This is a genomic window from Pseudomonas sp. A39 (genome assembly GCF_058145955.1).
In genome coordinates, this window is record NZ_JBYVMD010000002.1 from 1 (window position 1) to 16,237 (window position 16,237).

General features: G+C 59.1%; 10 protein-coding genes and 2 rRNA genes. 8 read left to right on the top strand and 4 right to left on the bottom strand.

The features are described from left to right. From AC3ZU9_RS01575 to yfiB, 8 genes are all read left to right on the top strand, one after another. Positions 1-357: ribosomal RNA gene (locus AC3ZU9_RS01575) — 23S ribosomal RNA — on the top strand; the annotation flags it as partial. Between the two features lie 157 nt (positions 358-514). Next, positions 515-630, top strand: a 5S ribosomal RNA gene (rrf, locus tag AC3ZU9_RS01580). Between the two features lie 144 nt (positions 631-774). After that, positions 775-4,224, top strand: coding sequence for an exodeoxyribonuclease V subunit gamma (gene recC, locus AC3ZU9_RS01585; protein WP_490090223.1), 3,450 nt, complete (start codon positions 775-777; stop codon positions 4,222-4,224). After that, positions 4,221-7,895, top strand: a complete 3,675-nt coding sequence (gene recB, locus AC3ZU9_RS01590; RefSeq protein ID WP_490090224.1) for an exodeoxyribonuclease V subunit beta — start codon at positions 4,221-4,223, stop codon at positions 7,893-7,895. The genes recC and recB overlap by 4 nt, the downstream gene beginning before the upstream one ends. Beyond that, positions 7,892-9,997, top strand: a complete 2,106-nt coding sequence (gene recD, locus AC3ZU9_RS01595; protein ID WP_490090225.1) for an exodeoxyribonuclease V subunit alpha — start codon at positions 7,892-7,894, stop codon at positions 9,995-9,997. Before recB ends, recD begins: the two co-directional genes overlap by 4 nt. A gap of 12 nt (positions 9,998-10,009) precedes the next feature. Then, positions 10,010-10,582 (top strand): regulatory sequestration protein YfiR, encoded by a 573-nt coding sequence (gene yfiR / locus AC3ZU9_RS01600; RefSeq protein WP_490090226.1) that lies wholly within the window; start codon positions 10,010-10,012, stop codon positions 10,580-10,582. Continuing rightward, positions 10,579-11,841: a diguanylate cyclase DgcN/YfiN gene (dgcN, locus tag AC3ZU9_RS01605; RefSeq protein WP_015885881.1), complete on the top strand. Its 1,263-nt coding sequence runs from the start codon at positions 10,579-10,581 to the stop codon at positions 11,839-11,841. The genes yfiR and dgcN overlap by 4 nt, the downstream gene beginning before the upstream one ends. 4 nt (positions 11,842-11,845) lie before the next feature. After that, the gene (gene yfiB, locus AC3ZU9_RS01610; protein ID WP_490090227.1) at positions 11,846-12,337 is read left to right on the top strand and encodes an outer membrane lipoprotein YfiB; all 492 of its coding nucleotides are present in this window, start codon (positions 11,846-11,848) and stop codon (positions 12,335-12,337) included. Positions 12,338-12,480: 143 nt separating this feature from the next. On the opposite strand, the gene AC3ZU9_RS01615 is transcribed toward yfiB, so the two are convergent. From AC3ZU9_RS01615 to AC3ZU9_RS01630, 4 genes are all read right to left on the bottom strand, one after another. Continuing rightward, the gene (locus AC3ZU9_RS01615) at positions 12,481-12,771 is read right to left on the bottom strand and encodes a DUF3077 domain-containing protein (RefSeq protein WP_490090228.1); all 291 of its coding nucleotides are present in this window, start codon (positions 12,769-12,771) and stop codon (positions 12,481-12,483) included. Between the two features lie 609 nt (positions 12,772-13,380). Then, the gene (locus tag AC3ZU9_RS01620) at positions 13,381-14,217 is read right to left on the bottom strand and encodes a macro domain-containing protein (protein ID WP_490090229.1); all 837 of its coding nucleotides are present in this window, start codon (positions 14,215-14,217) and stop codon (positions 13,381-13,383) included. Positions 14,218-14,254: 37 nt separating this feature from the next. Next, positions 14,255-14,818, bottom strand: coding sequence for a TIR domain-containing protein (locus AC3ZU9_RS01625; protein ID WP_490090230.1), 564 nt, complete (start codon positions 14,816-14,818; stop codon positions 14,255-14,257). A 398-nt stretch (positions 14,819-15,216) separates the two neighbouring features. Further along, positions 15,217-16,167, bottom strand: a complete 951-nt coding sequence (locus tag AC3ZU9_RS01630) for a LysR family transcriptional regulator (RefSeq protein WP_490090231.1) — start codon at positions 16,165-16,167, stop codon at positions 15,217-15,219. Positions 16,168-16,237: the final 70 nt, after the last annotated feature.

Consider the following 16,237-nt stretch of genomic DNA (forward strand, 5'->3'; position numbering starts at 1 on the left):
TGGCTGTTCGCCATTTAAAGTGGTACGCGAGCTGGGTTTAGAACGTCGTGAGACAGTTCGGTCCCTATCTGCCGTGGACGTTTGAGATTTGAGAGGGGCTGCTCCTAGTACGAGAGGACCGGAGTGGACGAACCTCTGGTGTTCCGGTTGTCACGCCAGTGGCATTGCCGGGTAGCTATGTTCGGAATAGATAACCGCTGAAAGCATCTAAGCGGGAAACTAGCCTCAAGATGAGATCTCACTGGAACCTTGAGTTCCCTGAAGGGCCGTCGAAGACTACGACGTTGATAGGTTGGGTGTGTAAGCGCTGTGAGGCGTTGAGCTAACCAATACTAATTGCCCGTGAGGCTTGACCATATAACACCCAAGCAATTTGACTACTCTAACGAGCATCAGATTGCGGTGTGTGAAGACGAAATGAACCGAAAGTTCGACGCTCACAAAACACCGAAAGCTGTCACATACCCAATTTGCTGAAGCGAGGCCAGCTGGCCACGACTCAGTACCCGAATTTCTTGACGACCATAGAGCATTGGAACCACCTGATCCCATCCCGAACTCAGTAGTGAAACGATGCATCGCCGATGGTAGTGTGGGGTTTCCCCATGTGAGAGTAGGTCATCGTCAAGATTAAATTCCGAAACCCCATTTGCGAAAGCAGATGGGGTTTTGTTTTGGGCGGTCGAAAATGTCTAACACATGCCAATTCCGCCAATAACTGCCCACAGTGCTAAAGTCGCACCTTCGATTTTTGCTTTTCCCAAGGAAGCCGTTATGCCGGACGCGACGTCCCTCAGTGCTGGATTCATGGTGGTTCACGGCAACCGCCTGGACGAACTGCGCAGCCTGGTGGTCAGTTGGATGCGCCGCTACCCACTGGCTCCCCTGGAAAACGAAATCGCCTTGGTGCAAAGCAACGGCATCGCCCAGTGGCTCAAGCTGGCTTTGGCTGAAGATCCTGAAGATGATGATATGGGCGGTTGTGGAATCGCCGCAGCAATCGACGTGCAACTGCCCGGCAGCTTCATGTGGCAGCTGTACCGCATGGTCCTGGGCCGTGACGAAATCCCCCCCAAGTCCCTGCTCGATAAAGCCCCACTGACCTGGCGCCTGATGCGCCTGCTCCCGGAGCTTATCGATCAGCCGCACTTCGAACCGCTGCAGCGTTTCCTCACCCACGACACTGATTTGCGAAAACGCTATCAACTCGCCGAGCGCCTGGCTGATTTGTTCGACCAATACCAAGTTTACCGTGCCGATTGGCTGGAAGACTGGGCTGCTGGCCGTCACCAACTGCGCAATGGCCGAGGCGAGTCCAAACCCCTCAACCTCGCTAACTGCTGGCAAGCCGAGCTGTGGCGTGCGCTGCTGTTGGATGTAGGTGAAGAAGGCATGGCCGAAAGTCGTGCAGGCGTTCACCAGCGCTTTATTGAGCGCATAAACACACTCGAGCACGCGCCCCCAGGCCTTCCATCCCGAGTCATCGTTTTTGGCATCTCCTCGTTACCTGCGCAGGCACTCGAAGCCCTCGCCGGTCTCGCACGATTCAGCCAAGTTTTACTCTGCGTGCACAACCCCTGTCGCCACCATTGGTCAGACATCGTCGCCGACAAAGACCTGCTGCGTAACGAATACAAACGCCAAGCGCGTAAGAGTGGCATGCCGGTCACCATCGACCCACAAACCCTGCACCAGCATGCCCACCCGCTGCTGGCTGCCTGGGGCAAACAGGGCCGCGACTACATCAGCCTGCTGGACAGCTACGACGACCCCAACAGCTACCGCGCTGCCTTCCGCGATGGTCGTATCGACCTGTTCAGCGACAGCGAGCCCACCACACTGCTCAACCAGCTCCAGGACGACATCCTCGAACTGCGCCCACTCAACGAAACCCGCGAGCTTTGGCCTGCCGTCGACCTGGACCGCGACACCTCAATCCGCTTCCACATCGCCCACAGCGCCCAACGCGAAGTGGAAATCCTCCACGATCAACTGCTCCAACGCTTCAGTGCGGACCCCGCGCTGCGCCCCCGGGACATCATCGTCATGGTTCCCGACGTCGATAGTTACGCGCCGCACATCCGCGCCGTGTTCGGCCAGCTCGAGCGCAATGACCCGCGCTTCATCCCGTTCACCCTGACCGACCAGGGCCAACGTGGCCGCGACCCACTGCTCATCGCCGTCGAACACCTGCTGAAACTCCCCGACAGCCGCTTCCCCGTCAGCGAGATTCTCGACCTGCTTGATGTTCCGGCCCTACGCGAACGCTTTGCCATCAAGGAACGCGACCTGCCCACATTGCACCGCTGGATAGAAGGTGCCGGCATCCGCTGGGGGCTTAACGCCGAACAACGTGCCGGCCTAGGCCTGCCAACGGAGCTGGAGCAAAACAGCTGGCGTTTCGGCCTGCGCCGTATGCTGCTCGGTTACGCCGTAGGCACCGGCGCCGCGTGTGACGGCATCGAGCCCTACGACGAAATAGGTGGTCTGGACGCCGCGCTGATCGGCCCATTGGTCGCCTTGCTCGACGCACTCAACGACGCCCACCAAGCCCTGTCCCAACCCGCACCTCCGAGGGTGTGGGGTGAGCGTCTGCAACGCCTGATGCAACTGTTCTTCCTGCCCAGCAGCGAACACGACGATTACCTGCTGGGCCAACTCGAACAACTCAGAGAAACCTGGCTGGAAACCTGCGAGTCCGTAGGTCTGCAGGACGAGTTACCCCTCACTGTAGTCCGTGAAGCCTGGCTGGCCGGCCTCGACCAAGGCCGCCTGTCCCAGCGCTTCCTCGCCGGAGCTGTCAATTTCTGTACCCTGATGCCCATGCGTGCGATCCCCTTCAAGCTCGTCTGCCTGCTCGGCATGAACGACGGTGATTACCCACGTGCGCAACCACCGCTGGACTTCGACCTGATGGGCAGTGACTACCGCCCCGGCGACCGCTCACGCCGTGAAGACGACCGCTACCTGCTGCTCGAAGCCCTGCTTTCAGCCAGGGACCAGCTGTACATCAGTTGGGTCGGCCGTAGCATCCGTGACAACAGTGATCGCCCTGCCTCGGTACTGATCGGTCAACTGCGTGACCATCTCGCCAGTGGCTGGCACCACGCAAACAGCGACGAGCCACTGATCGATGCCATGACACAAGAGCATCCGCTGCAACCGTTCAGCGCCCGCTATTTCCATGAGGGCGATGCGCTGTTCAGCTACGCGCGCGAATGGCAGTTGCTCCACGAAGCGTCCGATGCCCTCCCAACCGAACACGACCTGGCTCCTCACCAACAGGAAGAGCCCCTGAGCCTCGGCCAGCTCCAAGACTTCCTGCGTAACCCGGTCAAACACTTCTTCAGCCAACGCCTGAAAGTATTCTTCGAGGCCGCCGAAGTCCCGCTGGCCGACGAAGAGCCCTTCGTTCTCGACGCACTGCAACGCTACAGCCTGAGCGACAGCCTGCTCAGCGCTGCACTCACCCAACCCGATCACCTCGAGCAGGCGCTGAATGCCCAAGCCCTGCGTCTGCAAGGCAGTGGCCTATTGCCGATGGTCGGTTTCGGCGAATGCCTGCGTAACGAACTGATCGAGCCCTTGCCCGACCTGCTGCGACGCTACCAGCAATTACTGGCCCTTTGGCCCACCCCGCACCCCGGCGCCGAACCCGTCAGTTTTGAGCATCATGGCGTTCAGTTGGAAGGCTGGATCAGCGGATTGCATCGGCGCAGTGATGGCGGGCTGCTCAGCGTCACCACCATTCCCAACAGTATCGGCTCGATCAAGACCCGCAAGTGGCATCGCCTGATTCGCCCCTGGGTCAATCACGTGGTTGCCTGCGCCTGCGGCTTGCCGTTAAGCACTGGCTTGGTGGCCAGCGACGACACCCTGCTCCTGCCACCACTGGATACATCCAATGCCCGGGAAATCCTCTGCAACTTGCTGCTAGCCTGGCATACCGGAATGAGCAAACCGCTACCCGTTGCCGTGAAAACCGCCTTCGCGTGGCTCAGCCAAACCGACCCAGTCAAGGCCGAAGCCGTCGCCAGTAAAACCTACGAAGGCGATGGCCTGACCAACCATGGCGAGCGTCGCGAAACCCCGGCGCTCACCCGGCAATTCCCCGACTACGCCACACTGATCGCCAGCGAAGAGTTCGAAGGTTGGTGCGAAACCCTGTATCGCCCCTTGCTCAACGCACCATGGCGATCACTCTCCGGCGAGGACGGCGCATGACCCGTAAACCCTTGGCCCTGGCCTTCCCGCTCAAAGGCAGCCAGCTGATCGAAGCCAGCGCGGGTACCGGCAAGACGTTCACTATCTCCGCCCTCTACCTGCGCCTGGTCCTCGGCCACGGTGGCGACGAAGCAGGCTTCGGCCGTGAATTGCTGCCGCCGCAAATCCTGGTGGTGACCTTCACCGACGCCGCCACCAAGGAGCTGCGCGAACGCATCCGCATTCGCCTGGCCGAAGCCGCACGCTTTTTTCGCGAAGAAATCCAACAGCCCGATGCCCTGATCGCCGATCTGCGCGCCGAGTACCCACCCGAACAATGGCCTGCCTGCGCCAACCGACTGGACATCGCCGCCCAGTGGATGGATGAAGCCGCCGTCTCGACGATCCACAGTTGGTGCCAGCGCATGCTGCGCGAACATGCCTTCGACAGCGGCAGCCTGTTCACCCAGACCCTGGAAACCGACCACAGCGACCTGCTCGGCGAAGTGTTGCGCGATTACTGGCGGCTGTTCTGCTACCCGATGCACGACGACGCTCTCAACTGGGTGCGCAGCAACTGGGGCGGCCCCGCCGCGTTAATGCCGCGAGTACGTGCGCTATTTGGCAGCGAACGGCCGACGGGTGAAACCCGCGAGCCCGCCGAGCTGATCAACGCGTGCCTGCAGGAACGCCGCGAAGCACTGCAAACGCTCAAGGCCCCCTGGCAACAATGGGCCGCCGAACTGCGCGATATCTGCCTGCAAGCCGTGGCCGCAAAAACCGTCGACGGCCGCAAGATGCAAGCCCGTTACTTCGAGCCCTGGTTCGAAAAGATCAGCGCCTGGGCCGCTGACGAAACCCTTGAGCAACTGGACATCGGTACCGGTTTCACCCGCCTCACGCCCGACGGTATGGCCGAAGCCTGGAAGGGCGAGCCGCCGCAGCATCCCGGTATCGACGCCATGGCCGGCCTCAAGGCCGCCCTTGATGCGCTGCCGACCCCCGACGCCGCCGTGTTGCAACACGCCGCCGGCTGGGTGGGCAAACGCTTCGAGGACGAAAAACGTCGCCGCGCCGAGATGGGTTTCGACGACATGCTCATCCGCCTCAACGCCGCCCTGCAAGCCGACGGCGGTGAACGCTTGGCCAGTGTGATCCGCGAGCAGTTTCCGGTGGCCTTGATCGATGAATTCCAGGACACCGACCCGGTGCAATACAGCATCTTCGACAGCATCTACCGCATCGAAGAAAACCACCTCGACAGCGGGCTGTTCCTGATCGGCGATCCCAAGCAAGCGATCTACGCCTTCCGTGGCGCCGACATCTACACCTACCTGCGCGCCCGACAATCCACTACCGGTCGCCACCACACATTGGGCACCAACTTCCGCTCCAGCCATGCGATGGTCGAGGCGGTAAATCACGTATTCCAGCGTGCAGAGACAGGTCGCGGTGCGTTCCTGTTCCGCGAGCCCAACGGTGAAAACCCGGTGCCTTTCCACTCGGTGCTGTCCCAGGGTCGCAAGGAACAATTGCAGGTTAATGGGCAAACGCTGCCGGCCATGAACCTCTGGCACTTACCTACCGACCAGCCAGTGTCCAATGCGGTTTATCGTCAGCAATTGGCGGCCGCCTGTGCCACGCACATTGTTGAATTGCTCAACGGCGGGCAGCAAGGTACCGCCGGTTTCCTACGGCCGGACGTGAGCTTCACCGGTGTGCTTCCGTCAGACATCGCCATTCTCGTTCGCGACGGCAAGGAAGCCCAAGCCGTGCGCACCGAACTGGCAGCCCGTGGCGTACGCAGCGTCTACCTCTCCGATAAGGACTCAGTCTTCGCCGCCCAGGAAGCCCACGACCTGCTCGCCTGGCTCAAGGCCTGCGCCGAGCCGGATGTCGAGCGCCCGCTGCGCGCCGCCTTGGCCTGCGTCACGCTGAACCTGTCGTTGCCGGAACTGGAGCGTCTGAACCAGGATGAGCTTGCGTGGGAAAGCCGTGTCATGCAGTTCCGTGGCTACCGCGCGATCTGGCGGACCCAAGGCGTGCTGCCGATGCTGCGCCGCCTGCTGCACGACTTCAAACTGCCGCAAACCCTGATCGCACGCAGTGATGGCGAACGGGTGCTGACCAACCTGCTGCACCTCAGCGAATTGCTGCAACAGGCAGCCACGGAACTGGACGGCGAACAGGCACTGATCCGACACCTGGCGGAACACCTGGCACTCTCCGGCCAGGCGGGTGAAGAACAAATCCTGCGCCTGGAAAGTGATGAGCAACTGGTCAAGGTGGTGACGATCCACAAGTCGAAAGGCCTGGAGTACGACCTGGTTTTCCTGCCTTTCATCTGCTCGGCCAAACCGGTCGACGGCAGCCGCTTGCCGCTGCACTACCACGATGAACACGGCAAATCCCACGTCAGCCTGCGCCCTACGCCCGAGTTGATCGCCCAGGCCGACAACGAGCGCCTGGCTGAAGACCTGCGCCTGTTGTATGTCGCCCTGACCCGCGCCAAGCATGCATGCTGGCTGGGCATCGCTGACCTCAAGCGTGGCAACAGCAATAGCTCCGTGTTGCACCTGTCGGCGTTGGGCTATCTGCTCGGCGCTGGTGCTTCGCTGGGGGAGTCTGCCGGTCTGGCGCGCTGGCTGTTGGACCTGCAAGCAGGTTGCCCTGCCATCGACTATGCCCAGGTGCCCGAAGCGCAACCCATCGTCTTCCACCCACCCCGTAACGAAGCCACACTGCGGACGCCCTTGTTGCCCAAGCGCAAGGCCTCGGAAAACTGGTGGATTGCCTCCTACAGCGCCTTGCGTATCGGCGACAGCATGAGTGCCGCCACGCTCGAAGCGCCGGAAAGCCCCCAGGCCCAGAAGCTGTTCGATGACGAACGCCTCGACCCCGATGCCCCCCGCGAAGTGGTGGCATCCGGCGGCGACATCCACCGTTTCCCGCGCGGTCCTAACCCAGGGACTTTCCTTCACGGTCTGCTCGAGTGGGCAGGGGAGGAGGGCTTCAACGTCACACCCGAGGCCATCGAAAAGGCCGTGGGCGCCCGCTGCAATCGTCGTAACTGGGAAGGCTGGATCATCACCCTCAGCGGTTGGCTCGGCCACCTGTTGCAAACGCCATTGCCGGTGGATAACGGTCACGTTTCCCTCAACGGTTTGCAGCAGTACCAGATCGAAATGGAGTTCTGGTTCGCCAGCCACAAAGTCGACGTACTCGCCCTCGACAAACTGGTGTGCCAGTACACCCACAGCGGCGTGTCCCGCGTTGCCGCCGAACCCGTGCTGCTCAACGGTATGTTCAAGGGCTTTATCGACTTGACCTTTGAACATGACGGCCGCTATTACGTAGCGGATTACAAATCCAACTGGCTCGGCCCCGACGATTCGGCCTACACCCAGGACGCCATGGAACAGTCGATCCTCGAACATCGGTACGACCTGCAATACGTGCTTTACCTGCTGGCCCTGCACCGCCAACTCAAGGCGCGCCTGCCGGACTACGACTACGACCGCCATGTCGGCGGTGCGCTGTATCTGTTCCTGCGCGGGACCCGGTCCGCGAGCCAGGGTGCGTATTTCACCCGACCGCCACGGGACCTGATCGAAGGCCTGGACCTGCTGTTCCAGGGCAAGACCCTCCCGCCCAAGGTTGAGCCCGCCTGGGAACAAGGAGTGCTGTTATGAGCCTGTCGCCGTTACCGCTGGAGGCGTTGATGCCGCTCAGTCGCGCCGCCGACCTGGTGCAACTGCTGGAGCGTTGGGTCGATCGCGGTTGGTTGCGCGCCCTGGACAAAGCCTTCGTCGGCTTCCTGCACGAGCTTGACCCGCACGCTGACCCGCTGGTATTGCTGGCCGCCGCGCTGACCAGCCATCAATTGGGCCATGGGCACGTCTGCCTCGACCTGTTCGAAACCCTCAAGGCACCGGACTTTGCCCTGTCTTTGCCGCCTGAAGGCGACCTGCAAACCGGTGCCATGCTGCTGCCGTCGCAGTTGCTGGAAGGCCTGGACGGCGCCCACTGGTGCCATGCGCTGGCTGCCAGCCACTTGGTCGCGTTGGCAGTCGATGGCAGCGAATCCGCCCAAAGTCGCCCCTTGGTGCTGTCCGGCAAACGCCTGTACCTGCGCCGTTACTGGACCTACGAGCGGCGCATCGACACCGCCTTGCGCCTGCGGCTCGCCAGCCAGGAACGTGTCGCCGCCGATTTGCCGCAGCGCCTGGACAGCCTGTTCGACCAACCGCCGCCCGACGGCGTGATCGACTGGCAAAAGCTCGCCTGCGCCCTGGCCACTCGCGGTGCATTCAGCATCGTCACCGGTGGCCCCGGCACCGGCAAGACCACCACCGTGGTGCGCCTGCTCGCGCTGTTACAGGCGCCGGCTGTCGAAACCGGCAGCCCGTTGCGCATTCGCCTGGCCGCGCCCACCGGCAAGGCTGCCGCACGCCTCACCGAGTCCATCAGCCAGCAAGTGCTGTCGCTGAAAGTGCCGGACAACGTGAAGGAAAAAATCCCGACCCAGGTCACCACCGTCCACCGGCTACTGGGCAGTCGCCCAGGCACGCGGCATTTCCGTCATCACATCGGTAACCCGTTGCCCCTGGATGTGTTGGTCGTGGATGAAGCCTCGATGATCGACCTGGAAATGATGGCCAACCTGCTCGACGCCTTGCCACCCCATGCTCGCCTGGTATTACTGGGCGACAAGGATCAACTGGCGTCGGTAGAAGCGGGCGCCGTACTCGGTGATTTGTGCCGTGATGCCGAAGCCGGCTTCTACAGCGCCGAGACCCGCCGATGGCTGCAAGCCGTCAGTGGCGAAGACCTCAGTGCCAGTGGCTTGCAGGAAGACCTCGACGGTACCCATCCCCTGGCCCAGCAAGTGGTGATGCTGCGTTACTCACGCCGTTTCGGCGAAGGCAGTGGCATCGGCCAACTGGCGCGCTGGGTCAACCAGCAAAACGCTGAAGAAGCCCGCAAGCTGCTGGCGGCGCGTAGTCACGATGATCTGTTTTGCGTCAGCCTCAAAGGCGAACACGATTACGCCCTGGAGCGTCTGGTACTGGACGGACAGGGTGACGGTGCCGAGGGCTATCGCTATTACCTCAATCTGTTGCAAAGCGCCCGGCCATCCGCCGACACCCCGCGCGAAGACACCGCCTGGACCCACTGGGCGCAACAACTGCTGCAAGCCTTCGATGCTTTCCAACTGCTCTGCGCGGTACGCAAGGGCCCTTGGGGCGTTGAAGGCCTCAACCTGCGCATCACCGCCGCCCTGCGCAAGGTGCGCCTGATCGAAGGCGACGAGCAATGGTACGAAGGGCGCCCGGTGCTGATGACCCGCAACGATTACGGCCTGGGCTTGATGAACGGTGACATCGGCATCGCGCTGAAACTGCCCGAAAGCGACGGCGGCCCCCCAGTGCTGCGCGTAGCGTTCCCACGTAACGATGGCCAGGGCGGCGTGCGTTTTGTGCTGCCCAGCCGTCTGAATGATGTGGAAACCGTGTACGCCATGACGGTGCACAAATCCCAGGGCTCGGAGTTCACCCACACGGCGCTGATCCTGCCGGATGCGCTGAACCCGGTGCTCACCAAAGAGTTGATCTACACCGGCATCACCCGTGCCAAACGCTGGTTCAGCCTGATCGAACCCCGGGGCGGCGTGTTTGAAGAGGCCGTGCGGCGCAAGGTCAAGCGCTTGAGTGGGTTGATGCTGGAGTTGGGTCAGGAGTCAGAAATATCCGACGCTGTGCTATCGTTGCGGCATCACCCCGAAAACACCTGAGAGTATCGCTGCATGAACGTGGCCGTCTCGCCCACAGAGCGAAGTTTGAGCTGGAGACGCCTGCTGCTGGCAATCCTGTGTGTGCTCGCGCCGCACGCCTTCGCCCAGGCGCCCGATCCCGCAGACCTTGCAGACCAGCGCGCCCAGGCGGTCACCCAAGTGGTGCTTGGCATCCTCAGTTACGCCCGCTGGCCAGTCGAGCCGGCGCAATTGCGCCTGTGTATCGTCGGCCCGACCCAGTACACCGACGACCTGATCAAAGGCACTACCCAGGCCACCGGCCGTCCGGTCGTGGTGCAGCGCCTGCTGGCCAACCATCCCGATATCGTCACCGCGTGCGATGCGGTGTACATCGGCAAACTCACCGCGGATGAGCGCAGCCACCTGTTTGCCGCATTAATCGGCCACCCGGTGCTCAGCATCAGCGAAGGCGGCGACCAGTGCACCGTGGGCAGCCTGTTCTGCTTGCGGGTGGGGGATCAACAGGTGTCCTTCGAAGTTAACCTGGACTCCGTGGCCCGCAGTGGCGTGCGCATTCACCCCAGCGTCTTGCAACTGTCCCGTCGCCGGGCGCCCGCGCAATGAGCGGCGCCAAGGTGCGACCGACGCTGCGCTCGGTCATCGGCCGAGGGCATCTGATCCTGGCGCTGTTGGCCGTGACCCTGGCCAGCGTGTCCCTGACCCTGCTGGGTGTGTTGGCGCTGAGGGTGTATGCCGAACACAACCTGCACCTGATCGCGCGCTCCATCAACTACACCGTGGAAGCGGCGGTGGTGTTCAACGACAGCGCCGCAGCCACCGAAGCCCTCAGCCTGATTGCCTCCACCGAAGAGGTGGCCCAGGCCGAAGTCCTCGATGCCAATGGCAAGTTGCTGGCGCAGTGGATACGCCCGGATACCGGCCTGCTCTCGCGTGTGGAACTGGAGCTGGCGCATACGCTGCTCGAACAACCCATCAGCCAGCCGATCCTTCACCAAGGGCGAACCATCGGCAGCATCCATCTCATCGGCCACGGCGGTAGCCTGTTGCGCTTCCTGCTCAGCGGCCTGGCCGGGATCTTCATCTGCACCGCCCTCAGCGCGTGGATCGCCCTGCACCTGGCGCGACGCTTGTTGCGCGGCATCACCGGCCCGCTGCAAAGCCTCGCCGCCGTGGCCCACGCCGCCCGCAGCGAACGCGACTTCGACCGCCGCGTACCGCCGGCAAAAATCGCCGAACTCGACAGCCTGGGCAGTGACTTCAACGCCTTGCTCGGCGAGATGGAAGCCTGGCAAAGCCACTTGCAAAGCGAAAACGAATCCCTCGCCCACCAGGCTAACCACGACAGCCTCACCGGTCTGCCCAACCGCGCCTTCTTCGAAGGCCGTTTGATCCGCGCCCTGCGCAGCGCAGCCAAGGCCAAGGAACAAGTGGCAGTGCTGTACCTCGACAGCGACCGCTTCAAAGAGATCAATGACAGCTTTGGCCACGCCGCCGGTGATGCCGTCCTCGTGGCCGTCGCCGAGCGTGTGCGCGCGCAATTGCGCGAAGACGACCTGGTGGCGCGCCTGGGCGGCGACGAGTTCGCCATACTGCTGGCGCCGTTGCACAAGGTCGAAGACGCCGAGCGCATCGCCGACAAGATCATCGCCAGCATGGACCTGCCGATCTCCGTGCCCGGCAACACCCAGGTATTGACCTCTCTCAGTATCGGCATCGCCATCTACCCCGATCATGGCGCCACCCCTGGCACCTTACTCAATGCTGCCGACGCAGCGATGTACCAGGCCAAGCGTTTGTCCTCGGGCGGCCAGCAAACGGCGGAGTCGGAGAACCCCGTCGTCAACGTTAAACACAGGAGTTGATCCCTTGTTCTCGACCGCGCGTTTCATGTTTATCACCCTGCTCGTGTCATTGCTCGCCCTCGGCGGTTGCCAGACGGCCCCACCCAAAGGCCTGACCCCGGCGCAAGTCGCCGTGCTCAAGCAGCAAGGCTTTGAACTGACCGACGACGGCTGGGCATTCGGCTTGTCCGGCAAAGTGCTGTTTGGCAGCGATGTCGAGGCGCTCAACCAACCCAGCACCGACATCGTCCAGCGCATCGGCAAGGCCCTGTTGGGCGTGGGGATTGAACGCGTACGCGTCGACGGTCACACCGACGCATCGGGCAAGGAAACCTACAACCAGCAACTGTCCCTGCGCCGCGCTAAAAGTGTGGCGACGGTGTTGATGAGTGTGGGCATGAAGGAAGAAAACATCCAACTGCGCGGCTTGGGCAGCAGCGAGCCGGTGGCGTCCAATGACACCGCGGCAGGGCGCACGGAGAATCGACGGGTGTCGATAGTGGTGATTGCGGATTGATAGGTTTCGCCCAGTCCCGACCTGAAATGCAATCAAAATGTGGGAGGGGGGTTGCCCCCGATAGCGGTAGAGCAGTCGATTAGATGTCAACTGACACCCCGCCATCGGGGGCAAGCCCCCTCCCACATTTGAACGGTGTTCGCTTAACGGCCCGGTGTCATAGCTTGCGTCAGGTCATCAACCACAGCTTTGCCCATCTCACACAGGTAATGCGCGGCCCACGCGTATTGCTCGCCGCGAACATCCATGGCAGCTTCCATCGCGAGTTTCTTGGAGTAAAAAAGCAGGGTGGAGGCGTGTTCTAAGGCTTCCTCAATCGGCATGCCGGAATTGACGCGGAACAGGGGTTTTTCGTTTTCGCCGTAATCGCCGAAGGTGACGACGCCGAGGGTGGTGATGGAGGAGAGCGGTGGATCGGGGACGATTTTTGACATGATGTTTCCCAAATTTGCAGTAGGGGTCACCACGGCATGTCGCTAAACATGAATAGGTGGCAGCTGTACACGGGTTAGCGAACCGGTAAATTTGGGAACCCGGCAGACCCGAAGGCCTCCCGCGCACAGCCGCCATAAAACGGTAAAGACAGGTAAAAAGCCTGGCAATACTTTGGCATCACATCCCAACTAATCCGAGTCGCTAAACCCGATCGCTGATGAGCAGCGAAGTCAGGAGGCTAGTGACCCAAACGGTAAGGCGCAATGGGGTAGAGAGTCTCTAGGAAACGTCCTGCAAATTAAAACGAATCATCGTTGATGGCCCTTTAATCCGCGATCCTTATCTCCTGCGTCTCCCCCATCAACAAGCATAGGCTGGAGAGGGGCAGTCCAGACACTGGATACCAACACCGAGGCCATTGGCTCAGCGATTGAGCAGTTGCGGACTTGAATTTAGAGTGTAGTACCAGAATTTGACCTTCCACCCAATTGAGGAAGATCATGTTTGGCATTAAAGTTTACTGAGTTACTGAGTTACTGAGTTACTGAGTTACTGAGTTACTGAGCTGTTGACTGGTGTGAAATTTGAATTTTCAGTCTGGATCAGAACTATAGACCATTTTTGGTCATTCTAAAGTCTAGTAGGTTGACTTTGTCTATTTTGCTCTCGTGAATAACGATGGTTAGTTTGGCTGGGTACTTGAAGCGCATTTCGCTAATCCTAAAGGTCCAGAGCATTATTTTTAGCAAATCCTCGTCTGTAATATTTTTGTGCTCTTTGATGCGCGTAATTCCCGAGCCGAATACGGGAGTCGAAACGCTCTTTTGAGCATAAACATTGTTGATTTTGTCCCAGAATTTAATGAGAAATGCCAAGTACTCTGGCATTGTTAGCTCGGCCTTGTTTCTGTCGTCAAACTTAGTAAATGCCGCTAGGATGTAGTCGTGGTAGACACACACTGTACCTATTTCGTACTTCTGTTTTTTTTCTGAGCGCCTTTGCTCATTGAGCTCTCCTATATCGCTATTTTCGAACTGGTACTCTTCTAAATACTTGTTAAGGTCATCGAGAGTTCCAGGTAGATGCTCATTTACGAAAATTCCGTTTAGAGATTTGCTTGATATGATTTTATCATCCACCTGAGTGTCAAAATACTCATTGAATGCGATAACTTTATAGTCTTGCTCTTTAAAAATGTCTCCTGCTTTTATGGTGACGGTGCTGCCCTCGATGTCCAGGTCTACTATTTTTAGGCGATTCGCTTCGATCCAACTGATGATGTAAAATACAAATAAGCCAAGCAAGAATAGAATCCCTGCAAGATATTTGCACTGATCCGGAATGCTCACAAATATCAGCAGTAATGAGAAAATCGTACTAATCCACGATACTCGTTCTTTAAATCTCACCCACAGGGTTTTGTCAGTAAAACTTACTTTGCTCATCTACTTTCACCACTGATTCCAGTTATTGCTCGAAAGGTTAGACGGTATACCAGTAGTTTCCGGGCTTAATCTTTCCTGCAAGAGTTAACTCACTGTCCGCTAGCGCGATTTTTATGAGCTCTTTCTTCATTGGGACGTGCAGTACTGGGACGTTGATTTTCAGTGTTTTGAAGGTTGGAAGCTTATTCCATAGATTTTTTATTTCTGTCTTGATTTCGCCATTAGCGACCAAGTCCGATTTTTCGCTGTATTCAGGGTAAATGACAATGATGGGCAGTCCCTGGTTATTAATTCCGTACTCGATTTCTTCCTTAACCGCTCTAGATTCAAAAGTCTTGCTGCTAAGGAAGAAAATAATATTTTTTGAAGACTGAAGGCGCTCTCGCAATCGTGGTTTTAGTGTTGTTTCCCAATCGCTACCATCACGAACGCTGTAAGTTTTAGCGTGTGAGTCATTGAAGGGGAATAGTGAATCCGCTGCCTTCCACGCCTTTAACATATTGTAGTAAACGAAATCTTTGGTCGCATTAGCACCTAATGCGCTTGGATTGAACGGCTCGGAAACATAAAAGGCGCAATAATTTCCATTTCGATATGCCACGTGTATTTCTCCTTAATAGCACTTTGAGTAATTATTTTTCGTTTGTGATAGCTGCGCCAAAGTGTAAGCCTATGTGTTTTTGAGAATTATTCTCTCTTTGGTTTTTGCTATGATGGCATATTAGCAGTACCTGCTACCGAGATGGCAAGCTTGGTTGACGCTTATGCTGTTGTGGTCGTGATAGTAGTCGATCTATGAAGAACTGGTAGTCGCCTAGGTGCTCGTATCACATGTGGATGGCTAGCCGCAGTCTAGGTGGTAGACACGATTCTCAACGTATTGTAGAAGGGGTTCAGATGTAAAATTCCTGTCACTAATACTGTTACAAACCCTGTCACAAGTCGTTGTTCTCGCCCCGTGCGGTTATGTAGGAAGGGACACCCTTACTCCTTATCCACTCAGTCCTCGGCAAACCGCATCTCCCGTGTCTCCCCCATCAACAACCCCTGATTCTGCTCCGTCACTTCCCTGATGTAGTCCCACAACAACGTAATCCGCTTCAATTTGCGCAAATCCTCCCGGCAATACATCCAGAACTGGCGAGTGATGGAAATCTGCTCCCCCAACACCGGCAACAACCGTGAATCCTGCGCCGCCAAAAAACACGGCAATATCGCCATCGACCGACCCTGCTGCGCCGCCACGTACTGCGCGATCACGCTGGTACTGCGCAGGCTGGCGCTGGCGCCGGGCACCACGTTCGCCAGGTACAGCAGCTCTGAACTGAACGCCAAATCATCCACGTAGCTGATAAACGGATGTTCGGCCAAATCCGTGGGTTTGCGGATCGGCGGGTGTTGGTCCAGGTATTCCTGGGTCGCGTACAGCTGCAGTTTGTAGTCGCACAATTTGCAGCACACATAGGGTCCATGTTCCGGCCGTTCCAGGGCGATGACGATGTCGGCTTCGCGCTTGGACAGGCTGATGAAGTGGGGCAGGGGCAGGATGTCCACCGAGATGGCCGGGTAGGTGTCTACGAAGTGGCTCAATTGCGGGGTGACGAAGAAGCTGCCGAACCCTTCGGTGCAGCCCATGCGCACGTGGCCGGACAGCGCCACGCCGGAGCCGGAGACTTGTTCGCAGGCCATGTGCAGGGTGCTTTCGATGGACTCGGCGTAGCCCAGCAAACGCTGGCCCTCAGGGGTGAGGACGAAACCGTTGGTCCGGGATTTTTCGAACAGCAGGGTGCCGAGGGACACTTCCAGTGAACTGATGCGCCGCGACACGGTGGTGTAGTCCACCGCCAGGCGCTTGGCGGCCACGCTGGCCTTGCGGGTGCGGGCCACTTCGAGGAAAAACTTCAGGTCATCCCAGTTCAGGGAGCCCAGCGACGTGATGTTTTTTTGCATATTGGTCCGGCTTTTATGTGCGTTCTTATTAGAGATTTGCACATCTATACTCCAAAAACAGTCCGAACGC